This window comes from Pseudacidovorax sp. DMC4 (assembly GCF_056314265.1).
The window spans coordinates 97,326-120,977 of sequence record NZ_JBQUYR010000007.1 but is presented as its reverse complement, the minus strand read 5'-3'; the positions used below and the strand labels follow the sequence as shown (position 1 = coordinate 120,977).

The window sequence follows — 23,652 nt, the reverse complement described above, 5'->3', positions numbered from 1 at the left end:
GGATGGGAGGTCGATTCCGGCCTCTGTCCACCCCCAGATCGAAGGAAACCGTTTCATGGATCGCGCTGTCTGGTTCCAAGCATCTCCCGAGGGCGCCAAGGCTGTCGGGGCGCTGCACCACTTCGTCAGCAAGGGCACCGGCCTTCCGAGCCTGCTGACACACCTGGTCTTCCTGCGCGTGTCGCAGATCAACGGCTGCGCGCACTGCATCGACATCCATACGCGGGACCTGCTCGCCGAAGGCATGTCGGTCGAGAAGCTCGTGCTCATTCCGGTATGGCACGAGGCGCGCTATCTGTTCTCCGAGCAGGAGCGTGCCGCGCTGGCGTGGTCCGAGGAGGTCACGCTGGTGAGCGAGACGCACGCCAGCGACGACGCCTATGCGGCCGCGCTGGCCGTGTTCGGCGAGAAGGATCTCGTCGACCTGACGCTCACGATCGCCACCATGAACGCCATCAACCGCATGGGCGTGAGTTTCCGCATGAAGCCGCGGGCGAAGGCGTGAACCGCCGGACCGCCGCGGCGCTTCGGCGTTCGGCGTTCGGCGTTCGGCGCCCATGGGCTCGCGAGGTCCACGGCGTTGTCCTTGCCGAGGGGCACAGGCTGCCGGCGGGCTGCGCGGCGGCAGGGCAGCCGCGATTCGATGCGAGTCTTAAATTAGACATAATACACATTGAATCATTCAAAGCAGTACCGACAGCCCCGTCTGCACCCGGCAGCGCCCCACGGGCGCCGCCCCGTCCAGCCCTCATCCCGCCACGCCCACCCGGTTCCGCCCGGCCTTCTTCGCCTCGAACATGGCCAGGTCCGCTTCACGCATCGTCTCGGCCGGGTCGCCCTGGGCGCGCAGCGCGGCCACGCCGACCGAGACGCTGGTGCGGATCGCCTGGTCGGCCGTTCCCGGCAGGGACAGACGCTCCACCTCGGCGCACAAGGTCCGGGCGCGGGACGCCGCCTCGTCCAGGCCGGCATCCTGCAGCACGATGGCGAATTCCTCGCCGCCCAGGCGGGCCAGCACGTCGCCGGGGCGCAGCGCCGTGCGCATGCAGCGTCCCACCTCGGTGAGCACGCGGTCGCCCACATCGTGGCCGAAGCGGTCGTTGATCGACTTGAAGCGGTCGATGTCCACCACGGCCACCGCATGCCGCGCGCCCTCGTCGACGGCCCGCTGCGCGCGCGACAGGGCCGCCTCGAAGTGCCGCCGGTTGGGCAGGCCGGTCAGGCTGTCGGTCTCGGCCCGGTCGCGCAGTTGGGCATTGAGCGCCATCACCTCGCCGTAGGCCGCCTGCAGCGCCTGGCCGCGCTGCATGAGGTCGGTTACGTCGGTCCAGACCGAGGCGACGCCGCCGCGCCAGTCCTCCTCGGCGATGCGGAACCAGTGCCCGGTGCGGGCCTGCAGCGTCACCGGCCGGGGCAGCCGGCCGCCCCCCGGCAGGCCGCAGAGGGCCTCGTAGGCCGGGTCGCCCCCGAAGATCTCGGCAAACTGCCGCCAGAACGCGGCATGGGTGCCGCGGGTGCGCACGTCCGGCAGCGCGGTCAGCACGTGCAGGAACATCTCGGAGAAGTAGCGCGCGTTGCTGTAGAGCAGCCGCCCCTGCGCGTCATGGACGATGAGCCCCACATGGGCCACGGTGAGCAGTTCCAGCATGCCGCGGTCACCGGCATCGGCGGCGGCCTGCTGCTCGGCGGTGACGTCGTTCCAGATCTTGATGCGGCCGCCATCCGGCTGCGGAAACATGCGCAGTTCCAGCCAGCGGCCGCCGTCCGCGCGCTGGTAGCGCACCGGGCCCTCCAGCGCACGGTGGCGGCGCAGCGCCGCCGCGACGCCCTCCTCGATCTCCTGCGCGCCCGCATCGGGATGCTGCAGCCGCAGAAAGGGACGCACCGTGTCCGTGAAATGCAGGCCGACCTTCAGCAGCGGCGCCACCTCGGGGAAGAACTCGGGGTAGCGCGCATTCCAGCGCGTGATGCGCTCCTGCGCGTCATAGACGCACAGGGCCGAAGCGCCATGGGACAGCAGCAGCTGCGCTGCGGCGTCGGCGGGCTCGGGTCGGGTGGTCTTCGGGCGCCGCGGCATGAAATCGTGTCGAGTTTGCAACCGCTGGCATTGCAGCACAGGCCCGGTCCGCTGCGGACACAGACACTGCGCCGTGTCAGAAATAGCATCTGTCCTGCTTTCATTTTTTTACATTCATAGGATGCTGTTGGTATTCCCACTGACTTCTGGATGCCTGCGCGAATGAGAGAACGGCTGCGTGCCGCCACCACCCGTCGACGGTGGTTGTTCGGGTTCACCCTGCTCGAACTGATGATGGTCATCGGCCTGATCGGCGTGCTGCTGGGCATCGCCCTGCCGCGCTATGCCGACTACCGCGACCGCATGAAAGTGGCCGACGCGGTGCGCGACATCGGCGTGATCGCCGCCAAGCTGAGCATGTACGGCCTGGACAACAAGGGCTTTCCGGATTCGCTGGCACAGATCGGCTGGACCCAGCCCGACCCCTGGGGCAACCCCTACCAGTACCTGTCGATGGCCGGTGCCACGGTGGGCCAGAAGCGCAAGGACCGCGCGCTGCATCCGCTCAACAGCGACTTCGACCTCTACAGCATGGGGCCGGACGGGCGCAGCGTGCCGCCATTGACGGCCCAGGCCAGCCAGGACGACATCATCCGGGCGAACGACGGCGCCTTCATCGGCAAGGCCTCCGACTACTGACGACGATGCCCGCGAACTGGCAGCGCTTTGCCGTCGTCTTCCGCAGCCGCTGGGGCTGGCGCATCTTCCTGGGCGCCTTCGTCATCGTCGCGCTGCCGCTGCTGGCGGTGTCGCTCATCTCCTACGAGCTGACCGACGCACTGCAGCGCCGTGCCACGCAGCGGCTGATGGCCGAGACGACGAAGGCGGCGAGCCTGAACCTGTTCGACCGCCTTCGCGCGGCCGAGCTGCTGCTGCGGGCCCGGGCGCAGGCCCAGGCCTCGGGCGCGCCCAACGAGGCGCTGGAGTTGCAGGCCGCGAAGGTGTTCGAGGGCATCACGTCCCTGCGCGAGGCGCCCGCCCATGAACGCAGCGAAGTGCTGCTGCAGCCCCTGCCGGGCGGCATCGGCATGCGCCCCGTGATGCGCGTGGCGGCACCCGATGGCGGCGTGGTCGAAGGCCGCATGCGGCCGGAATACCTGCTGGAGAACCTGGCCAGCAGCAGCCACACGATCTGCCTCCAGAGCGAGCAGGCGCCCGGTCCACACTGCCTCACGCCGCTCCAGGTCGACATGCTGGCACTGGCCCACACCCGCCCGCTGTACCTCGCGCCCGTGTTCGAGGGCGCCAGCTGGCTGATCAGCGCCGCGCCGCAGCGCAATGCCTATCGCTTTCTGCCGCTCGGGACCGGCGCGGCCCTGGCCCAGGCCACGGGCCTGGCCTTCCTGCTAGCGCTGATCGCCAGTTCCTTCTACGCCCGGCGCATCACGCTCCCGCTGGAGACGCTGATCGAGGCCACGCGGGCCGTGCGGACCGGCGATTTCGGCCAGCGCGTCGATGCCTCGGCCATGACCGACGAGTTCCGCGAGCTGGCGGACTCCTTCAACGGCATGGTGGGCGAGATTGGCGCCGACCTGGCCTTCTCGCAGGTGCTCGCGCAGATGGACACCGCCATCCTCGCGCGCCAGCCGCTGCACGACATCGCGGCGCTGGCATTGCAGCACTTGGCACAGTCGGCGCCGCAGCTGCAGTTCATGCTGCGCATCCATCCCAAGGACGGGGCGCCGCCGGAGGCGCTGGTGCTCGACGCCGACCACCGGCGCCTGCGCCACGCACCGTCGTCGCAGGCGTCGTCGCCCGTCGCGCCGTGGCATGCCGAGGTGCTGCCCGTGGCCCAGCGGCCGGACAGCACCTTCACCCTGCAGGTGACGAGCGCCGACGGCGCCCCGTGGCCCGCGCGCACCCGCCACGAGCTCGACGCCCTGTGCGCCCGGCTCGCCGTGGCGGTGCAGGCCGACGAGCGCGAGCGCCAGCTGGTGGCACGGGCCGTGGTCGACAGCCTCACCGGCCTGCTCAACCGCCTGGGCCTGGTCGACGCCGTGGACCAGGCCATGGAGCGCGCCGTGCGCCGCGACCAAAGCCTGGCCCTGGCCTTCATCGACCTGGACGGCTTCAAGGACGTGAACGACGCCTATGGCCACAGCGTGGGCGACCGGCTGCTGCAGCAGGTGGCCTACCGGCTGCGCACGAGCCTGGCCAAGGCCGACGCGCGCCTTGCCCGCATGGGCGGGGACGAGTTCGTGCTGCTGCTGTGCAACGAGCCGCCGGAGGCCCTGCACGCGCTGCTGCACGGCGTGCTGGCGGCCCTGCAGCAGCCCTTCCGCATCGATGCGCTCGACGTGCAGATCGGCGCCAGCATCGGCGTGGCGGCCTTTCCCGACCATGGGCGCGACCACGAGACGCTGCTGAAGAACGCCGACGCCGCCATGTACGCCGCCAAGACGGGCGGGCGCAACCGCGTGGTCGACTACACGAGCACGCTGAACGCGTCCACGGCCGAGCGGCTGGAACTGCGCCGCAGCCTGGCCGGTGCGCTGGCGGCGGAACAGTTCTTCCTGCTCTTCCAGCCGCGCGTGCGTGCCAGCGACGGCGCGGTCGCCTCGGCCGAGGTGCTGCTGCGCTGGCAGCACCCGATCAAGGGCCGCATCCCGCCCGACCGCTTCATTCCCATCGCCGAAGAGGCCGGCCTGATCGGCGAGATCGGCTTGTGGGTGCTGCGCGAGGCGATGCAGCAGGTCAGCCACTGGCGCATGCAGGCCAATCCGCCGCTCACGCGGCTGTCGGTCAACCTCTCGCCGCTGCAGCTGGCGCACCGCGACTTCCTGCCGCAGGTGGAGGCCCTGGCCGCAGAGTTTCCGCAGGCGCGCGGCGCCATCGAGCTGGAGATCACCGAAGGCGCCTTCTTCCGCGACATCGAGGGCTGCGTGCACAAGCTGGGACGGCTGCGCGCCATGGGCTTCGACATCGCGCTGGACGACTTCGGCGTCGGCTACTCGGCGATGAGCTACCTGAGCACCCTGCCGCTGGACACGCTCAAGATCGACAAGAGCTTCGTGCAGGCCTTCGGCCGCCAACCCACGGCCTATGCCATCGCCTCCGCCATCGTGGCCCTGGCCACGGCCCTGGACAAGCGCGTGGTGGCCGAGGGCGTGGAGACCGAGGCGCAGGCGGCCATGCTGCGCCAGCTGGGCGTGGACGAGCTTCAGGGCTATCTCTACAGCGAGCCGGTGCCCGTGGCTGCGCTGACGCAACCGCCCGACGGCGCCCGCGAACCCGCATCGGTCGGCAGCTAGGGTTGCGCTTGCACGATCCGTGAAGCGCAGCCCGGGCCCGCGCCTCAGCGCCCGACGCGGCTGCTGTCGCGTACGACGAGCGTACAGGGCACGAGCGTGCGGGTGGCCACCGCCGCCTCGTCGCGTGCACCCGCCAGCAGGCCCAGCACGCGCCGGGCGGCCTGCTGCCCGATCTCGTAGCGGGCGGGGCGCAGCGTGGTCAGCGCCGGCCGCAGCCGCACCGAGATCGGTGCGTCGCCGAAGCCGGCAATGGCGGCATCGCGCGGCAGCGCGAGGCCCAGCGAAGACGCCTCCAGGATGGCGCCGGCCGCCATGTTGTCGTTGGCGAAGACCAGCGCCTGAGGCCGGGCACCCGGCGCCTGCGCGGCATGGGCGGCCATCACGCGCGCGCCCGCCTCGTAGTCGTCGTCGACCTCGGCCACGGCCACATCGGGCGGCAGGCCGGCGGCCTGCATGGCCTGGCGGTAGCCGGCGGCCCGCTGTTCGGCGCGGAAGTCCTGGCTGGCCCGCGGCAGCACGAAACGGATGCGCCTCGCGCCCTGCGCCAGGAAGTGCTCGGCCAGTTGCACGCCCGCCTCGGGATGCGGAAAGCCGACCTGGTGGAAGGGCCGGCCCTCCACCAGCCCCCAGGCCTCCACCACCGGGATGTGGAGCGCCTGCAGCATGGCTTCGGCCGCCGGCGTGTGGTCGTCGCGCGTGAGGATCAGCGCGCTGGGATGCCAGCCCGCGAAGGTGCGGATGGCCGACTCCTCCAGCTCGCGCGAGTACTGCGCATTGGCCAGCAGCAGTTGCAGACCCGAAGCCTTGAGCTCGTCCGTCATGCCATTGACGAGGTCCGCGAAGGTGGTGCTCGCGATGTTCTGCATCACGGCGCACACCACGCGGCCGCGGCCCGAGGCCAGGCCGCCGGCCATCTGGCTGGGCACGTAGCCCAGGCGGTCCACGATCTCCTTGAGCCGCTCGCGTGCGGCGGCCGACACCTTCTCGGGTGCATTGAAGTAGCGCGACACCGTGATCGCGGAGACGCCGGCCAGGGCGGCGACGTCATGGATGGTGTGCGTGCCCGCCTTGCGGCGCGGCGCGCGGGAAGCGGAGGAGGAAGACGACGAGGAGGCAGGCTTCATGGTTAGCACCGATGGCCGGCAAGGGGCCCGGGCGCCTAGACTAACAGAATGTTAGCGGTAACAGTTACCGCTGACATCCCCAATCAGGAGACTCCCATGCCCGTCGACCGCCGCCTGTTCGCCCAGCTGGGCCTGGCCGCCTGCGCTGCCTGCGCCCTGGGGCCGGCCGCTGCGGCCGAGTCCGCGGCCTACCCCACCCGGCCGCTGACGCTGGTGGTGCCCTACCCGGCCGGCGGCGTGGCCGACCAGTTCGCGCGCAGCTTCGCGCAGGGCCTGTCGGAGCGGCTGGGCCAGCCGGTGGTGATCGACAACCGCGCCGGCGCCAACGGCAACATCGGCTCGGCCTATGTGGCGCGCAACCAGCCGGCGGACGGTTACACGCTGCTGCTGGGCTCGCTGAGCACGCTGGCCATCAACCCGCAGCTCTACGCCAGCATGGGCTACGAGCCGCAGAAGGACCTGCAGCCCATCACCCTCACCCACCAGATGCCCAACGTGCTGCTGGTGGGCGCGCAGACGCCCTACCGCAGCGTGGCCGACGTGGTGGCCGCCGCCAAGGCGCAGCCCGGCCGGCTGGTCTTCGGCTCGGCCGGCAACGGCAACACCATGCACCTGGCGGGCGTGCTGTTCGAGAAGAACAGCGGCACGCAGCTGGTCCACGCGCCCTACAAGGGCGGCCCGCCGGCCCTCACCGATGTGCTGGGCGGGCAGATCCCCATGATGTTCAACAACCTGCCGGCCGTCACCGGCCACAGGCAGGCCGGCAAAGTGCGGGTGCTGGCGGTGGCCGACACCAAGCGCTCGGCCGTGATGCCCGACGTGCCCACCTTTGCCGAGGCCGGCGTGCCGGGCGTGGTCTCGGTGGTGTGGAACGGCATCCTGGTGCGACGCGGCACGCCGGCCGACATCGTGCAGCGGCTGAACCGCGAATCGGTGGCCGTGCTGCAGCAGCCGGCCTTCCGCCAGCCGCTGGAGGCCCAGGGCTACGAGGTGCTGAACTCCACCCCCGACGAGTTCGAAGCGCTGATCCGCAAGGACGGCATCGCCATGCGCGCCCTGGTCAAGGACGCCGGCGTGAAGATGGATTGAAAGGAAGACGCTTGCGCCGCAGCATCGATCAATTGCGAAGCCAGCGCTGGTTCGCCAGCAACGACATCCGCGGCTTCGCCCACCGCCAGCGCATGCAGCAGCAGGGCCTGGCGCGCGAGGAATTCATGGGCCGGCCCATCGTGGGCATCCTCAACACCTGGAGCGACCTGTCGCCCTGCCACGCCCACCTGCGTGAACGTGCGCAGGCCATCAAGCGCGGCGTGCTGCAGGCCGGCGGCTATCCGCTGGAGCTGCCGGCCATGAGCCTGGGCGAGGTGATGGTCAAGCCCACCACCATGCTCTACCGCAACTTCCTGGCCATGGAGGCCGAGGAGCTGATCCGCAGCCTGCCGCTGGACGGCGTGGTGCTGCTGGGCGGCTGCGACAAGACCACGCCTGGGCTGGTGATGGGCGCCCTGTCGATGGACGTGCCCGCCCTCTTCTGCCCGGCCGGGCCCATGCTCAACGACCGCTACCAGGGCCAGAGCGTGGGGGCCGGCACCCACACCAAGAAGTACTGGGAGAAGTACACCGTCGGCGAGATCGACCAGGCCGAGTGGATCGCCCTGGAGGCCCGCATGACGCGGGCGCCCGGCACCTGCAACACGATGGGCACGGCCAGCACCATGACGGCCATCGTCGAGGCCATGGGCCTTGCGCTGCCCGGCGCCAGCAGCATCCCGGCCATGGACGCCAGCCACACCCGCATGGCCTGGGCCTGCGGCCAGCGCATCGTCGAGATGGTGTGGGACGACCTCAAGCCCTCGCGCTTCATCACCCGCGCGTCCTTCCTCAACGGCGTGGCGACCTGGATGGCGCTGGGCGGCTCGACCAACGCGGCGGTGCACCTGCCGGCCATGGCGGGGCGCACCGGCATCCCGCTCGGCCTGGACGACTTCGACGCCATGGCGCGCCGCGTGCCGGTGCTGGCCAACCTCTTCCCGGCCGGCGACCGGCTGATGGAAGACTTCTATTACGCCGGCGGCCTGCCCGCGCTGCTGCAGCGCATCGCCGGCGTGCTGGACCTGAACGCGCAGACCTGCACCGGCCGCACGCTGGGCGAGAACATCGCCGGCGCCGTGCCGCTGGACGACGCCGTGATCCGCCCGCTCGACCAGCCCGTGGTGGCCGCCCCCGCCGACTGCCCCGAGGCCGGCCTGGCGCTCGCTGTGCTGCGCGGCAACCTGGCGCCCGACGGCGCGGTGATCAAGCCCTCGGCCGCCAGCCCGCGACTGCTGCGCCACACCGGGCCGGCGCTGGTGTTCGACTCCAACGCCGACATGCTGGCCGCCATCAACGACCCCGCGCTCGACGTCACCGAGGACAGCGTGCTGGTGCTGCGCAACGGCGGACCGGTGGGCGGTCCCGGCATGCCCGAATGGGGCAACCTGCCCGTGCCCAAGAAGCTGCTGCAGCGCGGCGTGCGCGACATCCTGCGTCTGTCCGATTCACGCATGAGCGGCACGCATTACGGCACCTGCGTGCTGCACATCTCGCCCGAGTCCGCCGTCGGCGGCCCGCTGGCGCTGGTGCGCACCGGCGACCTGATCCGCATCGACATCGGCGAGCGCCGCCTGGAGTTGCTGGTGCCCGACGAGGAACTCGCCGCCCGCCGGCGCGACTGGACGCCACCGCCCCAGCCCTATGTGCGCGGCTTCACCCGCATCTACCAGCGCGAAGTCACCCAGGCCCATCTGGGCTGCGACTTCGACGTGCTCGCCGGCAACGCCGCCACCCCCGAACCGCCCATCTACTGACCCGACGCATGCCTGCCTATTCCGATCTGCTCGACAACCCCTTCCGCCGTCGCCTGGGCCAGCCCGGCGCGCCGCTCGGCACCTGGCTCATGTCCGGCGCGGCCAGCACCGCCGAGGCCATGGGCCGCGCCGGCTTCGACTGGCTGCTGGTCGACCTGGAGCATGTGCCCATGGACGAGAAGGACACGCTCGCCGTGCTCCAGGCCATTGCCGGCACCGACGCCTGCCCGGTGGCCCGCCTGGCCGCCAACGACGCCGTGCTCTTCAAGCGGGCGCTGGACCTGGGCGCGCAGACGGTGATGGTGCCCTTCGTCGACAGCGCCGAGGCGGCGGCGCGCGCCGTCTCGTACGCCAAGTACCCCCCGCAGGGCGTGCGCGGCTTCGCGGCCGTGCACCGTGCCTCGGGCTACGGCACGGCGCGCGACTACGGCCAGCGCGCCAACGATTCGGTGTTCACCATCATCCAGCTCGAGACGCCGCAGGCGGTGGCCGCGCTGGAGGAGATCGCCGCCGTGCCGGGCGTGGACGCGCTCTTCCTCGGCCCCGGCGACCTGTCGGCCAACATGGGCCACATCGGCAACATCGCCCATCCGGACGTGCAGGCCGTCATCGCCGACGTGGCCCGGCGCTGCCGCGCGGTGGGCAAACCCTGCGGCATCGTGGGTCCCACGCCGCAGATGGTGGGCGGCTTCGTGCAGCTCGGCTACGACTTCGTGGCCGTGGCCTCGGACATGGGCATGATGATGCGGCAGGCCACGGCCTTCATCGAGGCGATCCGTCCTTCGCTCGCCAAGGGATTCGAGAGCAGCGTGTACTGACGCGCGCCCGACCACATTCAAGGAGACAACGATGAAGATCCAACCGGCCGCCGTGCGCGGCCTGCTGTGGGCCGCCCTGGCCTGTGCCGCCGCACTTCCGGCGCAGGCGCAACCCACCTATCCCGACAAGCCCGTGACCATGGTCGTGCCCTTCGGGCCCGGCGGCACCTCGGACATCATGGCCCGCATCCTGGAGCGCCACATGGGCGAGCAGCTGGGCCAGGCCATGGTGGTGGACAACAAGGCCGGCGCGGGCGGCGCCATCGGCATGCTGCAGCTGATGCGCGCCCGGCCCGACGGCTACACCGTGGGCCTGTCGGTGATCGGGCCCGAGGTGCTGCAGCCGGCCATCCGCAAGACGGGCTACAGCCACCAGAACTTCGACCACGTCTGCCGCACCTACGCCGTGCCGCTGATGATGATGGTGCCCAAGGACTCGCCCTTCCAGAGCGTGGCCGACGTGCTGGCCTTTGCGCGCAAGAACCCCGGCACGCTCACCTACGGCTCCTCCGGCCGCGGCACGCTGCTGCACCTGGCCATGGAGATGCTGCTCGACAAGGCGCAGGCGAAGGGCCTGCACGTGCCCTACAAGAGCTCGGGCGAGATGGTCACCGGCCTGCTGGGCAAGCAGGTCATGCTGTTCAGCGAGACGCCGACGGTGTCCAAGCAATACGGCCTGCGGCCGCTGGCCGTGTTCGCCGGGCAGCGCCTGCCCGGCTACGCGGACGTGCCCACCATGGCCGAGGCCGGCTGGCCGATCACGGCCTCGATCTGGGGCGGCGTGATCGCGCCCAAGGGCCTGCCCGCGCCCGTGCTGGCCAAGCTGGAGTCGGCCTGTCAGGCCGCGCTGGCCGGCGAGGCGTACAAGACCGAGGCCCAACGCCTGGAGACGCCGCCCGCCTACATGGATGGCCAGCGCTTCGCGGCCTTCGCCGCGCAACAATCCGAGGCCTACGGAAAACTCATCCGCGACCTGGGCCTCGCCGACAAGGACTGAACAGCTGAACCCCTCGGCGACGACCGAAGCGGGCTCAGGCGTCGAGGCTCCGTGCCGGCCGCCGCGCCGACCTTTTCTTTCGCATGCCGCCCTCCTTCGCTTCGCTCGCTGCCCTGCTCGGCTCGCCCACCACGCTGGCCCTGTACCTGCTGTGCGTCGCCATTGCCACCTTCGCCCAGACGCTCTCGGGCTTCGCCTTCGGGCTGGTCTTCCTGAGCCTGGTGGCCAGCTTCGACCTGGCCTCGGTGGCCGATGCGGCCAACGTGGCGACGGTGCTCACGCTGGCCAATGCCTGGGCCTACTTCCGCGCCCACCGGCAGCCGGTGCCCTGGCCGCTGATGAAGCCGGCCATCCTCACGAGCTGCGTCGGCGTGGGCGGGGGCCTGGTGCTGCTGCACTGGCTGAGCGCGGGCGCCACCACGGCGCTCAAGCTGCTGCTGGGCGTGGTGATCGTGCTGTGCGCGCTGGTGCTGCTGCGCCGGGGCGCGGTGCGCGCCACGCTGGCGCCGCCGCGGCAGTTCGCGGTGGCCGGGCTGGTGTCGGGGTTGATGGGCGGGCTCTTCGGCACCTCCGGGCCGCCCATCGTCTACCACCTCTACCGCCAGCCGTTGGCGCTGGACGTGGTGCGGCGCGGCCTGCTGCTGATGTTCGCGGCCAATGCGCTGACGCGCATCGCGCTGAACGTGCCCACGGGCGGCTTCTCGCTGCGGGCCGTGCTGCTGTCGGCCATCGCGCTGCCGCTGGTGCAGGTGCTCACGCGGCTGGCGCTGCGGCTGCAGCCGCATGTGCCCGCCAACGTGCTGCGCTGGGGCGTGGCGGCGCTGCTGGTGGCCACGGGCGGCTCGCTGGCGCTCGGGGCGCTGCACGCCCGCTGATCGGCCGCGCGTCCGGCGGCTCAGGCGCCCGCGCGCGGCGGCGCGGTAGATTCGCGCACGACCAGCGTCGCGTCCACCTCGTGGTGCATCACACAGGGCTGGCCGCTCAGCTGCTTGACCAGGTGCTCGCCGGCCCGCGTCCACACCTCGTCGGTGGGCAGGTGCATGGTCGTGAGGCTGGGCCGCAGGTGGCGACTCCACTCCAGGTCGTCGAAGCCCATCACCGAGATGTCGCCTGGCACCTGCAGGCCGTGGCGCTCGACCTCCAGCAGCACGCCGTAGGCCAGCACGTCATTGCCGCAGACCACCGCCGTCGGCCGCTCGGGCCGGGCCATGAGCGCCCGCGCGGCCTGGCGGGCATCGTCCAGGCGGTAGTGCACCTCGTAGTACCAGTCGTCGGGCAGCGGCAGGCCCTGCTCCTTCAGCGCGCGCCGCACACCGGCCACGCGGGCCGAGGCACGGTCGTTGTGGGCCGACATGGCCGCCACCATGGCGATGCGCGTGTGGCCGAGCCCGATCAGGTAGCGCGTGGCGCGCCAGGCGGCGTCCTCATTGTTGGCGCCGATGGAGGCATAGGGCTTGTCGGGGTGGTAGACGCCCACGTTCACGAAGGGCATGCGCTGGGTGGCCAGCAGGCGCCGCAGACCTTCGGTGTGCATGTCGCCGCGCAGGATCAGGCCGTCGACGCCGCGGCTGACCATGTTCTGCGCCTGGCGGAACTCGACCTCGGGGTCGTAGCCGCTGGTGGCCAGCAGCAGCAGGTAGCCCTGCAGCGACAGGTAGCGCTGCAGCGCCTCGATGCCGCGGGCGAACATGGCGTTGTCCACCGTCGGGATGATGGCGCCGATGGTGCGCGTGCGCCGCGACGACAGGGCACGCGCCGCCGCGTCGGGGATGTAGCCGAGCGCGGCGATGGCGGCGTCCACCTTCAGGCGCAGGGCCGGGCTCACCGATTCGGGGCTGTTCAGCGCCCGCGAGATCGAGGCGGTGGACACGCCCGCGTGCTGCGCCACTTCGCGGATGCCGACGGATTTGTTCTTCATCGATGAAACAGTTTACATAAAACGGGTACATCGGCCACAGCCCTATTTTCAAGGGCAAACCCCAATCAAAAACCACTGTCGCAAGGCCTCGCAACGGTTGATCCAGGCCCGCCAAGCACCCACAATTCTGTAAACGGTTACATCGCTTCGACCCGTCGGCATGGCCGACAGAACAAGGAGACATCCATGCGTTCCATCCACCGTCCCCTCGCCGTGCTCGGCACGGTCGCCCTGGCCACGCTGTCGCTCACGGCGGGCGCCCAGGAGTTCAACTGGAAGAAGCACCAGGGCACCACCCTCACCTTCCTGGCCAACAACAACCCGGTGGCGGCGGCGCTGCTCAAGCACAAGGCGGACTTCGAGAAGCAGACCGGCATGACGCTCAAGGTGGACAGCTACCAGGAGCAGCAGATGCGCCAGCGCATGGTCACCGTGATGAACTCGCGCAGCGACGAGGTGGACCTGTTCATGTCCCTGCCCTCGCGCGAGGGCCTGCAGTTCGCCAAGGCCGGCTGGTATGCCGACCTGACCGACCTCATCAAGACCTCTGCAGCCCCCGACTACGACTTCGCCGACCTCAGCCCCGGCCTGGTGAAGGACGCGAGCTACAACGGCCGGGTGATGGGCGTGCCGCTCAACATCGAAGGCCCGGTGCTCTACTACCGCAAGGACCTGTTCCAGAAGTGCGGCGTGCAGCTGCCCAAGAGCCTGCCCGAACTCGAAGGCGTGGCCGCCAAGCTCAAGAGCTGCGAGCCGGGCGTGACGCCCTTCGTGTCGCGCGGCCTCAAGCCCGCGCTTCCCTTCAGCTACAGCGTGTTCCTGCACAACTTCGGCGGCGACTACATGAAGGACGGCAAGTCGCAGCTGTGCAGCAAGCCGGGCCAGGAGTCGCTGGGCCTCTATGCCAAGCTGCTCAAGGACTACGGCCCGCCCGGCGTGGTGAACTACAGCTTCTACCAGATCAGCAGCCTGTACCGCGAGGGCAAGGCGGCGATGGCCTTCGAGTCCTCCAACGAGCTGCGCAGCGTGATGGAAGGCGGCGCCCGCCTCAAGGACACGGCCATCGCCGTGCTGCCTGCCGGCCCCGGCGGCTCGCGCCCGACGGTGATCGGCTGGACCATGTCCGTCTCGGCCTACAGCAAGAAGAAGGAGGCCGCCTGGTACTTCGTGCAGTGGGCCAGCAGCCGCGCCGTGCAGGAAAAGCTGGCGCTGGACGGCGTGGCGCCCCCGCGCGCCTCGGTCGCCAACGGCGCCGACTACAAGGCCTGGATGGACGGCGAGCCGGTGCGCCGCGAATGGGCCGCCACCGTGAACGAGCTGGGCAAGACCGGCACCTCCGAGGTGGGCTACCCCATCGTGGCCAACCCCGCCTCGCGCGAATACGTGGGCCAGGCGGTCAACGAACTTCTGCTGGGCCAGAAGACCGTCGCCCAGGCCTGCGCCGACGCGGACAAGCAGCTCGACGCACTGATCGCCAAGGACTGATGGACGTGATCGCCGAAGACAGCCGCCCGCGGGCGGCCGGGAGCCCCTTCGCCTTCGCGCCGGGCCACCGCGTGCTGGTGGTGGGCGGCGCGGGCGGCATCGGCAGTGCCATCGCGCAGGCCTTCGTAGACGCGGGCTGCGAGGTGGTCGCCACCGGCGTGGACGAGGCCGCGCTGGCGGCGTCTACCTTGAAGCCGGCCGCACACCTGCGCCTGACCACGCTGGACGTGACCCGTGACGACGACGTCGCGCGGCTCGTGGGCGAACTGGACGGCCTGCAGACCCTGGTCAACTGCGCCGGCATCCTGGCGCGCTTCAAGGAGTTCGAGGTCGCCACCTTCCAGCGCGTGCTGGACGTCAACCTCACCGGCACCTTCCGCCTGTGCACGGCCTGCAAGCCGCTGCTGGCCGCGCATGGCGAGGCCGGGGGCAGCATCGTCAACATCGCCTCGATGAATGCCTTCGCGGCGCTGCCGTGGATTCCGGCCTACTGCGCCAGCAAGGGTGGCGTGGTGATGCTCACCAAGTCGCTGGCGCTGGCCTGGGCGGCCGAGGGCATCCGCGTCAACGCGGTGGCGCCCGGCTACGTCGAGACGCCGATCAACGCCGAAGGCCGCCAGGACGCGGCCCACTACGAACGCATCCGCGCGCGCATCCCGCAGGGCCGTTGGGCCCAGCCCGGCGACATCGCGGGCAGCGCGCTCTTCCTGGCATCGCCGGCCGCCCACTACATGACCGGCACCGTGCTGGCGGTGGACGGCGGCTTCCTGGCCGGATGAGGAGCCCCGCATGAGCCAATCCATCGGAACCCGCCGGCAGCTGAACATGCTGTCCACGCCGGCCGTGATCTTCACGCTGGCGCTGATCGCCTTTCCCTTCGCCTACACGATCTGGCTGAGCCTGCACGAGTTCAGCTTCGGCGGCAGCGCCACGCTCAACTACGGCCAGAACTACCTGCTCATGCTGCAGGACGGCGAGTTCTGGAACGGCCTGAAGATCACGCTGGTGCTGTACCTGCTGTCGCTGGTGCTGCAGCTGGTGCTGGGCACCTACGTCGCGCTGCTGCTGCATTCGTCCAAGAAGCTCTCGGGCATCGTGCGCACGCTCATGATCTCGCCCTTCGTGCTGCCGCCGGTGGTGGTGGGCATGATGTGGCTGGTGGTGCTGGACCCGTCCATCGGCGCGGCCAACTGGCTTCTGCAGAGCGTGGGCCTGCCGCGCTCGGACTGGCTGGCCTCGCCCCAGTGGGTGATCCCGACCGTCGCCTTCATCGACACCTGGCAGTGGACGCCCTACGTGGCGCTGATCGTGCTGGGCGGCCTGCAATCTTTGCCGCCCAACGTGTACGAGGCGGCGCAGATCGACGGCGCCTCGCGCTGGAAGACCTTCTGGCGCATCACGCTGCCGCTGCTGATGCCGACCATCGTCACGGCCGCCATCCTGCGCAGCGTCGACCTGCTGCGCTTCTTCGACATCATCTACATCACCACCCAGGGCGGGCCGGGCAATGCCTCGAACACGCTCAACATCTACGGCTTCCGCAAGGGTTTCGAGTTCTTCGAGATCGGCTATGCGAGCGCGCTGATGATCACGCTTTCGACGATCGTGCTGGGCGCGGTGGTGCTGCTGACCCAGGCGCGCAAGCGCGTGGCCTGGTGAGGAGAGACGCATGCACGACGACGCCCTCATCCGCCGCCTGAACACGTTGCAGATCGCGCTGGTGGGCCTGATCATCCTGGCGCCCATCGCCTGGATGGTGCTGGCCTCCTTCAAGCCTTCCGCCGAGGTCACGGCCTACCCGCCCAAGCTGCTCTTCACGCCCACGCTGGACAACTACCGCCAGCTCTTCGGCACCACGCCCTTCGCCCACTACACCTGGAACAGCCTGGTCATCACCGTCGGCTCGACCGTGATCGGCATCGTGCTGGGCGTGCCGGCGGCCTTCGCGGTCTCGTGGACGCGCATCACCTGGCCGGCCACCGTGACGCTGCTGGCGCGCATGGCGCCGGGCACGCTCTTCCTTCTGCCGTGGTACGTGATGTTCCGCGAGCTGAACCTGATCGGCACCTACACGGCGCTGGTGGTCACGCATGCCGTCATCACCATGCCCATCGTCATCTGGGTGCTGCTGCCCTTCTTCGACAACATCCCGCGCAGCGTGCTGGAAAGCGCGCAGGTAGACGGCTGCAGCGTGCTGCGCATCCTGTGGCGCATCGCCCTGCCGCTGGTGATGCCGGGGCTGGTGGTGTCGGCCATCCTGGCCTTCGTCTTCTCCTGGAACTACTTTCTCTTCGCGCTGGTGCTGTCCAACGGGGACACCAAGACGCTGATCGCCGCCTCGTTCAACTTCATCGGCGAGGGGGCCTCCAACTGGGGCGCCCTGATGGCCGCGGCCACGCTCATCGCGCTGCCGCCGCTGGTGCTCGCCTTCTTCGTGCAACGCCGTCTGGTGTCGGGCCTCGCGCTCGGTGCCGTCAAGGGCTAGGAGCCAATCTCATGCAAGCCGCTGTCTTCCATGGCGACAAGACCATCACGGTCGCCGACATCGAACGTCCCGTGCCCGCCGCCGGCGAGGTGCTCCTGCGCGTGCGCCGCACGGCGCTGTGCGGCTCGGACACCAAGCTCTGGATCAAGGGCGCGACCTTCACGCCCGGCCACGAGATCTTCGGCGTGGTCGAGCAGCCGGGGCACGCCCTCGACGGCCGCCGCTGCCTGGTCTACATCCCGGTGCATTGCGGCCACTGCGAGAGCTGCCGCCGCGGCGACACGCAGATGTGCCTGAACGAATCGGTGCTGGTGGGCTGGAACCGCCCGGGCGGCTACGCCGAATACCTGGCCGTTCCCGAGCAGTGCCTGCTGCCCGTGCCCGACGACATCGAGGACGAGCTCGCGCCGCTGCTGCTGGACACCATCGGCACCGCTGCACACGGCATCCGCTTCGTGCAGAACCTGGTGCCGCCGCAGGGCGCCGGCCCGGTGCTGGTCACGGGCGCGGGTCCGGTGGGCATGGGCGCCATCGTGGCGCTGCTCAACCTGGGCTACACCGAGGTGTACGTGTCCGACCTGAAGGAAGAGCGGCTGCAGCTGGCCGAATCCTTCGGCGCGCGCCGGCATCCGGTGGGCGACAACAGCAAGCGCTTCAAGCTCATCGTCGAGTGCAGCGGCTCGCACGCGGCGCGCTCGCTGGGCATGAACATCGTGCTGCCGCGCGGCGTGCTGATCCTCATCGGCGAGAGCGACGCCCCCTGGCCCGTGCAGGAGACGCCGGCCATCCGCCGCAAGGACTTCTACATGGTGCGCACCTTCTACTTCCCCAAGTCGGACTTCGCGCTCAACGTCGAGCTGCTGCGCAAGGAAAAGGCGCGCTACCGCCAGCTGGTGGACGCGCAATTCGGCATCGAGCAGTTGCCCGAGATGTTCGGCCGCTTCGTGGCGGGCGAGCTGGTCAAGCCGCTGCTGGCTTTTTCCTGAGGCGGCGCGAATGGCAGCGATCCATCTGCGAGGCCTGACCAAGCGCTACGGCGACATCACCGTGGTGCCCGCCATCGACCTGGAGATCCGGGACCAGGAATTCGTCGTCTTCGTCGGGCCCTCGGGCTGCGGCAAGTCCACCCTGCTGCGCGTGATCGCAGGGCTGGAGCCCATCGACGGCGGCGAGCTCTACATCGGCGACACCTGCGTCAACGACGTGCCGCCCGCGCAGCGCGACATCGCCATGGTGTTCCAGGACTATGCGCTCTACCCGCACATGAGCGTCTACCAGAACATGGCCTTCGGCCTGGAGATGCGCGGCATGGACAAGGCCGAGATCGACCGGCGCGTGCAGCGCGCGGCCGGCCTGCTGCACATCGAGCCCTTCCTGCAGCGCAAGCCCAAGGCGCTGTCGGGCGGCCAGCGCCAGCGTGTGGCCATGGGCCGCGCGATGGTGCGCAACCCCAAGGTCTTCCTCTTCGACGAGCCGCTGTCCAACCTGGACGCCAAGCTGCGCGGCGAGGTGCGCACCGAGATCAAGGCGCTGTCGCAGCAGCTCAAGACCACCATGATCTTCGTCACCCACGACCAGGTGGAGGCCATGACCATGGCCGACCGCATCGTGGTGCTCAAGGCCGGCGTGGTGCAGCAGTTCGGCACGCCCGACGAGGTGTACCGCCAGCCGGCCAACCAGTTCGTGGCCGGCTTCATCGGCTCGCCCACCATGAACTTCTTCGACGTGGGTGTGGAAGCCGGCGGCCTGCGCCTGGCCGATGGCACCCTGCTCGCGATGCCCGCCGAGCGGCTGCAGCCGATGCTCGCGGCCGGCCGCGCCAGCGCCGTGCTGGGCATCCGCCCCGAGCACCTGCTGGCGCAGGCCGACGGCCCGCTGCGCACGACCGTGAGCGTGGTCGAGCCACTGGGCTCGGACACGCTGGTGTACTTCGACTTTGACGGCAAGCGCCATGTGGCGCGTGTCGCGCCCGAGCTGGCGGTGAACGCGGGCGCGCCCATCGCGCTGGGCTTCGACGCGGCCAAGGTGCATCTGTTCGACGCCGCCACCGGGGACGTGCTGCGGTGAACGCCTTGTCCCCTTTGCCCGATTCGCTGCGCGAGGCGCGGCCCGTGGTGATCTGCCTGGGGCTGTCGGCCTTCGACCTGACCTGGGGCGTGGACGCCCTGCCCGCGGGCGGCGGCAAGACCCGGGCCGTTGATTTCCACGAAGGCGGTGGCGGCATGGCCGCCAATGCCGCGGTGGCCGCCGCCCGGCTGGGCGCCGACGCGCGCTTCTGGGGCCGTGCCGGCGACGACAGCGCCGGACGCGCCATGCGCGACGAACTGGCCCAGGCCGGCGTGGACGTGGCGCAGTTCCGGCTCTTCGAGGGGGCCCGCTCTTCGGTCTCGGGCATCGTGGTCGATGGCCGCGGCGAGCGCATGATCGTCAACTTCCGCGGCGACGGCCTGCCGGCCGATCCCGCCTGGCTGCCGCTCGATGCGGTGGCCGGCGCGCAGGCGGTGCTGGCCGACCCGCGCTGGCCCGAGGGCGCGCTCGCGCTCTTCCAGGCCGCGCGCCGTCACGGCGTGCCCTCGGTGCTCGACGGCGACATGGCCGAGCCCTGGGTCTTCGACCAGCTGCTGCCGCACACCGATGTGGCCGCCTTCTCGGAGCCCGCGCTCGCCGCCTACAGCGGCGGCGGCCCACTGCACGCGCAACTGGGCGTGGCCCGCGCCCGCGGTTGCCGGCTGGCCGCCGTGACCCTGGGCGAGCGCGGCGTGGCCTGGCTGGACGAAGCCGGCGCCCTGCAGACGCTGCCCGCCTTCGCCGTCGACGCGGTGGACACCACCGGCGCTGGCGATGTTTTCCACGGAGCCCTCGCCTTCGCCCTCGGTGCCGGACTGGCGCCGGTGCAGGCCTTCCGTCTGTCCGCCGCAGCCGCGGCACTCAAGTGCCGGCAGGCCGGGGGCCGCTCGGGCGCGCCCCGGCTGGGCGATGCACTCACCTTTCTTCAAGAGATCCAGGAGCACTGAACATGGCGAACAACCTCCGTCTGGGCAAGCAATGGGGCCTGCGTCGCATGGCCACGCCCGCCGGGCACTTCACGATGGTGGCGCTCGACCAGCGCCCGCCCATCGCCAGCCTCATCGCCAGGAAGCAGGGCATCGCCCCGGCCGACGTGGCCTTCGCCGACATGGTCGCCGTCAAGCGCGTGCTGGTCGACGTGCTGGGCCCGCATGCCAGCGCCATGCTGTTCGACCCCAACTACGCCTTCCCCGCCGGCCTGAAGAAGTTGCCGGCCCACACCGGCCTGGTGGTGACGCTGGAGGACCACCGCTTCCGCGACCAGCCCGGCGGCCGCCTGTCGCATTCGATCAAGGACTGGAGCGTCGAGAAGATCAAGCGCGCCGGCGGCGACGGCGTCAAGGTGCTGGCCTGGTACCGGCCCGATGCCGATGCCGACATCGTGGCCCACCAGCAGCGCTACGTGGCCGAGATCGGCGAGCAGTGCCGCGTCCACGACATCCCGCTGGTGCTGGAGCTCCTGGTCTATCCCTTCCCCAAGAGCGAGCGCCACACCACCGACTATGTGGAGTCGCCCGAGAAGCTGCCCGAGCTGGTACTCGACAGCGTGCGCGAGTTCGCCAAGCCGCATTACGGCGTCGACCTGTTCAAGCTCGAAAGCCCGCTGCCCGGCGCCAGCCTGCCCGCGCATGGCGACAGCGCCGAGTCGCGCCAGGCCCAGGCCCTGTTCGACCAGATGGGCGGCATCTGCCGCGATGCCGGCATTCCGTGGGTGATGCTGTCGGCCGGCGTCACGCCCCAGCAGTTCCTGCGCGTGATGGCGTACGCCTATGCGGCCGGCGCCCACGGCTTCCTGGCCGGTCGTGCCGTGTGGTGGGAGGCGCTGCAGCAGTTTCCCGACCTGGCCGGCTTCGAGGCCCAGTTGCGCCGCGAAGGCACGGCCACGCTGGCCGATCTGGCCGCCCTCACCGCCCGCGCCGGCAACGCCTGGCAGGCCGACTACAGCGCCTTCGACACGCTCAAGGCCGAGGGCGAGTTCTGCCTGGCCTACGCGGGATGACGGCAGCGGCGACCGACCTGCGCCTCGAACGCATCGAGGCGTTCGTGTTCCGCGCACCGGCGGACCCGCCGGTGCAGACCTCCTTCGGCATCATGCGCGACCGGCCGGCCCTGCTGCTGCGTGCCATCGCGGACGACGGCGCCGAGGGCTGGGGCGAGGTCTGGTGCAACTTTCCGACCGTGGGCGCGGAGCACCGTGCGCGCATGGCGCTGACCTACCTGCCGCCGCTGGCCTGCGGGCCGCAATGGACGAGCCCGCAGCACTGCTTCGAGACGCTCAGCGCCCGGCTGGCCGTGCTGGCCATCCAGTGCGGCGAGCCCGGCCCGCTGGCGCAGATCGTGGCCGGCCTGGACATCGCGCTGTGGGACCTGCTGGGCCGCCGCCACGGCCTGCCGGTGTGGAAGCTGCTCGCGCCTGACCTGGCGGCGCCTGCGCCGGTGCCGCTCTATGCCTCCGGCCTCAATCCGACCGCGCCCGAGAAGCTGGCAGCAGCCAAGCGCGCGGAGGGCTACCGCGCCTTCAAGCTCAAGGTCGGCTTCGGTGCCGACCGTGACGAGGCCAACCTGACTGCCATGCGCGAGGTGATCGGCCCCGCGGCGCCGCTGATGGTCGACGCCAACCAGGCCTGGGACCTGGACGAGGCCATCGCCGCCGGCCGCCGCATGGTCCGGCACGACCTCGGCTGGCTGGAGGAGCCCGTGCGCGCCGACACGCCGCTGGCCGACTGGGCCCGGCTGGCGCGCGAGCAGCCGCTGCCGTTGGCCGGTGGCGAGAACCTGGCCGGCCTGGACGCCTTCGACGCCCACATCGGCGCCGACGGCCTGTCGATCCTCCAGCCGGACCTGGGCAAATGGGGCGGCTTCAGCGGCTGCCTGGCCGTGGGACGGCACACGCTGGCGCAAGGCAAGCGCTTCTGTCCACACTGGCTCGGGGCCGGCATCGGCCTCACGGCCTCCTTCCACCTCAAGGCGGCGGTGGGCGGGCCGGGCTATGTGGAGGTGGACGCCAACCCCAATCCGCTGCGCGACCTGCTGGCCATGCCGGTGTTCTCGCTGGAAGAAGGCGCCGTGCACCTGGGCACGAAGCCGGGCCTGGGCGTGCAGCCCGACCTCGGCGCAGCCCAGGCTTTCCGCATCGCGCTCTAGGCTGCGTCGGCGCCGGCCGTACGGCGTGCGTTCATCGAAGGCTGGGATCATCCCGGCCGCTGCCATCCGGCGGCGTCCAACACCTCCAAGAACGCACGCCTTCCGCCATGTCCTCTTCCGGTTTTCACGTCCACGGTCCGCACGACCACGAACTCCAGCATGCCGCCGAACACGAGGCCGAGCATGCCGCCGCTGCCAAGAAGCAGCGCAGCATCACCAACGAGGTGGCCGTCTTCACCGCCGTGATCGCCACGGTCGGCGCCATCTTTGCCTACATGGGCGGGCTGACGCAGGCCAATGCCGGCCTCTACAAGAACAACGCGGGCATGAAGCGCACCGAAGCCGCCAACCAGTGGAATTACTACCAGGCCAAGAGCACCAAGCAGGCGCTGGCCGAGTTCGCGCGCGACCTGTCGCCCGAGGACCGCAAGCCGGCCATGCAGGAAAAAGCCGCGCGCTACGACAAAGAGAAGGCCGAGATCCAGTTGGCCGCCCAGAAGCTGGACAAGGAGGCCGACGACTGGGACCACCGCTCCGACGCCGCCCTGCACGAGCATCACCGCTGGGCCCAGGCCACCACCGCGCTCCAGGTCTCCATCGCGCTGGCCGCCATCGCGCTGCTCACCCGCAAGCGCTGGCTGGAGTGGGGCATGTTCGGCGTGGCCGGGCTGGGCCTGGTGATCGGCGGCCTCGCGCTCGCCCACGTCTGAGACGACGGTTCGCAGCGCAGCCCCCACGCCGCGGGCCGCCGGTCCGGGGGCCGCGCGCAGAGTTCTATCGATGCAACGACGTAGGTCATCACGCCGCGATTGTTTCGCTGGCGTGAACGTGACGTTCGTCAAAGACAAGGGTTTTCCCTAGATCTTGGGTCCACAATTCATCTCACGGGCCAGCGATTGAACGCAGACCCGAAGCCGGCGAGGCGGGTGCTTTGCCAGCTCTGTTCAACGCAATGCCTGCCTACAGGAGAAAAATCATGACCAAGACCTCGAAGATCATCGCCCTCGCCGCCCTGTCGTTCGCCGCTGTTGCCGGCGCCAGCGCCGAGGAATACCAAGGCGTCGTCGCCCCCGTGTCGGCCTTCAGCCGCGCCGAAGTGAACGCCCAGGGCGTGCAAGCCGCTCGCGCCGAGCAGAACCTGGAATACGTTGGCCAGCAAGTCGCCGTGGCCCCGGCCGCTCCCCGCAGCCGCGCCGCCGTGCAGGCCGAAGCCGTGGCTGCCGCCCACAACCCGACCGCCAACCTGGACTCCAAGGCTTTCGTGAACAGCACGATCCCCACCCAGTACACCCAGGGCAGCCTGTCGGTCTACCGCAAGGCCGGTCTGTAAAAGACCCACGCCGCCCTGCGCCTTGCCCGTTGTCAGCGGGCAAGGCGCAGGGTGGATGCCTTCGGGCACCCCGAAAGCCGGTATGCGAAAGCATGCCGGCTTTCTGCTTT

At 70.3% G+C, this 23,652-nt stretch carries 22 protein-coding genes; 19 read left to right on the top strand and 3 right to left on the bottom strand.

Going from position 1 to position 23,652, the window contains the following annotated elements; genetic code table 11:
* Nucleotides 1-55 precede the first annotated feature (55 nt).
* Nucleotides 56-505, top strand: a complete 450-nt coding sequence (locus ACT54X_RS14550; RefSeq protein WP_476347227.1) for a carboxymuconolactone decarboxylase family protein — start codon at nt 56-58, stop codon at nt 503-505.
* A 243-nt stretch (nt 506-748) separates the two neighbouring features.
* Here the strand turns inward: ACT54X_RS14550 and ACT54X_RS14545 are convergent, their stop codons facing one another.
* Complete coding sequence (locus ACT54X_RS14545; protein WP_294374444.1) at nt 749-2,077, bottom strand: GGDEF domain-containing protein; 1,329 nt, start codon at nt 2,075-2,077, stop codon at nt 749-751.
* Between the two features lie 162 nt (nt 2,078-2,239).
* On the opposite strand from ACT54X_RS14545, the gene ACT54X_RS14540 reads away from it, so the two are divergent.
* On the top strand, nt 2,240-2,716 hold the full coding sequence (locus tag ACT54X_RS14540; RefSeq protein ID WP_043117760.1) for a prepilin-type N-terminal cleavage/methylation domain-containing protein: 477 nt from the start codon (nt 2,240-2,242) through the stop codon (nt 2,714-2,716).
* A gap of 5 nt (nt 2,717-2,721) precedes the next feature.
* Nucleotides 2,722-5,328: a putative bifunctional diguanylate cyclase/phosphodiesterase gene (locus ACT54X_RS14535; RefSeq protein ID WP_476347224.1), complete on the top strand. Its 2,607-nt coding sequence runs from the start codon at nt 2,722-2,724 to the stop codon at nt 5,326-5,328.
* 44 nt (nt 5,329-5,372) lie between these two features.
* On the opposite strand, the gene ACT54X_RS14530 is transcribed toward ACT54X_RS14535, so the two are convergent.
* Nucleotides 5,373-6,452 carry a LacI family DNA-binding transcriptional regulator gene (locus ACT54X_RS14530; RefSeq protein ID WP_476347222.1) on the bottom strand — a complete coding sequence of 360 codons (1,080 nt, stop codon included), beginning with the start codon at nt 6,450-6,452 and terminating at the stop codon, nt 5,373-5,375.
* Nucleotides 6,453-6,548: 96 nt separating this feature from the next.
* Here ACT54X_RS14530 and ACT54X_RS14525 point away from each other — a divergent pair, with 96 nt between their 5' ends.
* From ACT54X_RS14525 to ACT54X_RS14505, 5 genes are all read left to right on the top strand, one after another.
* Entirely contained in the window at nt 6,549-7,541 is a 993-nt protein-coding gene (locus tag ACT54X_RS14525; protein ID WP_476347220.1) for a Bug family tripartite tricarboxylate transporter substrate binding protein, read from the top strand.
* Nucleotides 7,542-7,552: 11 nt separating this feature from the next.
* Complete coding sequence (gene araD, locus ACT54X_RS14520) at nt 7,553-9,298, top strand: L-arabinonate dehydratase (RefSeq protein ID WP_476347218.1); 1,746 nt, start codon at nt 7,553-7,555, stop codon at nt 9,296-9,298.
* Between the two features lie 8 nt (nt 9,299-9,306).
* On the top strand, nt 9,307-10,116 hold the full coding sequence (locus tag ACT54X_RS14515) for an HpcH/HpaI aldolase family protein (protein ID WP_476347216.1): 810 nt from the start codon (nt 9,307-9,309) through the stop codon (nt 10,114-10,116).
* 31 nt (nt 10,117-10,147) lie between these two features.
* Nucleotides 10,148-11,113 (top strand): tripartite tricarboxylate transporter substrate binding protein, encoded by a 966-nt coding sequence (locus tag ACT54X_RS14510; protein ID WP_476347214.1) that lies wholly within the window; start codon nt 10,148-10,150, stop codon nt 11,111-11,113.
* An 83-nt stretch (nt 11,114-11,196) separates the two neighbouring features.
* Entirely contained in the window at nt 11,197-11,988 is a 792-nt protein-coding gene (locus ACT54X_RS14505; RefSeq protein ID WP_354320858.1) for a sulfite exporter TauE/SafE family protein, read from the top strand.
* Between the two features lie 20 nt (nt 11,989-12,008).
* On the opposite strand, the gene ACT54X_RS14500 is transcribed toward ACT54X_RS14505, so the two are convergent.
* Nucleotides 12,009-13,031, bottom strand: a complete 1,023-nt coding sequence (locus tag ACT54X_RS14500) for a LacI family DNA-binding transcriptional regulator (protein ID WP_476347213.1) — start codon at nt 13,029-13,031, stop codon at nt 12,009-12,011.
* Nucleotides 13,032-13,217: 186 nt separating this feature from the next.
* Between ACT54X_RS14500 and ACT54X_RS14495 the strand changes: the two genes are divergently transcribed.
* The 11 genes from ACT54X_RS14495 to ACT54X_RS14445 all read left to right on the top strand — a co-directional run bounded on the left by ACT54X_RS14495 (nt 13,218) and on the right by ACT54X_RS14445 (nt 23,542).
* Nucleotides 13,218-14,516, top strand: a complete 1,299-nt coding sequence (locus tag ACT54X_RS14495) for an ABC transporter substrate-binding protein (protein ID WP_476347211.1) — start codon at nt 13,218-13,220, stop codon at nt 14,514-14,516.
* Nucleotides 14,516-15,295, top strand: coding sequence for an SDR family NAD(P)-dependent oxidoreductase (locus ACT54X_RS14490; RefSeq protein WP_476347209.1), 780 nt, complete (start codon nt 14,516-14,518; stop codon nt 15,293-15,295). Before ACT54X_RS14495 ends, ACT54X_RS14490 begins: the two co-directional genes overlap by 1 nt.
* A 10-nt stretch (nt 15,296-15,305) precedes the next feature.
* The gene (locus tag ACT54X_RS14485) at nt 15,306-16,175 is read left to right on the top strand and encodes a carbohydrate ABC transporter permease (protein WP_476347207.1); all 870 of its coding nucleotides are present in this window, start codon (nt 15,306-15,308) and stop codon (nt 16,173-16,175) included.
* Between the two features lie 10 nt (nt 16,176-16,185).
* Entirely contained in the window at nt 16,186-17,001 is an 816-nt protein-coding gene (locus ACT54X_RS14480) for a carbohydrate ABC transporter permease (protein ID WP_294374418.1), read from the top strand.
* 11 nt (nt 17,002-17,012) lie between these two features.
* Complete coding sequence (locus tag ACT54X_RS14475; protein WP_294374417.1) at nt 17,013-17,987, top strand: alcohol dehydrogenase catalytic domain-containing protein; 975 nt, start codon at nt 17,013-17,015, stop codon at nt 17,985-17,987.
* Nucleotides 17,988-17,997: 10 nt separating this feature from the next.
* Nucleotides 17,998-19,068 carry an ABC transporter ATP-binding protein gene (locus ACT54X_RS14470; RefSeq protein ID WP_294374414.1) on the top strand — a complete coding sequence of 357 codons (1,071 nt, stop codon included), beginning with the start codon at nt 17,998-18,000 and terminating at the stop codon, nt 19,066-19,068.
* A gap of 5 nt (nt 19,069-19,073) precedes the next feature.
* Nucleotides 19,074-20,015: a PfkB family carbohydrate kinase gene (locus ACT54X_RS14465; protein WP_476347204.1), complete on the top strand. Its 942-nt coding sequence runs from the start codon at nt 19,074-19,076 to the stop codon at nt 20,013-20,015.
* A 2-nt stretch (nt 20,016-20,017) separates the two neighbouring features.
* Entirely contained in the window at nt 20,018-21,067 is a 1,050-nt protein-coding gene (locus ACT54X_RS14460; protein WP_476347202.1) for a tagatose 1,6-diphosphate aldolase, read from the top strand.
* The gene (locus ACT54X_RS14455) at nt 21,064-22,212 is read left to right on the top strand and encodes a mandelate racemase/muconate lactonizing enzyme family protein (protein WP_294374406.1); all 1,149 of its coding nucleotides are present in this window, start codon (nt 21,064-21,066) and stop codon (nt 22,210-22,212) included. The genes ACT54X_RS14460 and ACT54X_RS14455 overlap by 4 nt, the downstream gene beginning before the upstream one ends.
* Nucleotides 22,213-22,319: 107 nt before the next feature.
* Complete coding sequence (locus ACT54X_RS14450; protein ID WP_294374403.1) at nt 22,320-22,922, top strand: DUF4337 domain-containing protein; 603 nt, start codon at nt 22,320-22,322, stop codon at nt 22,920-22,922.
* A 266-nt stretch (nt 22,923-23,188) separates the two neighbouring features.
* On the top strand, nt 23,189-23,542 hold the full coding sequence (locus ACT54X_RS14445; RefSeq protein ID WP_114803130.1) for an alpha/beta hydrolase: 354 nt from the start codon (nt 23,189-23,191) through the stop codon (nt 23,540-23,542).
* Nucleotides 23,543-23,652 lie beyond the last annotated feature (110 nt).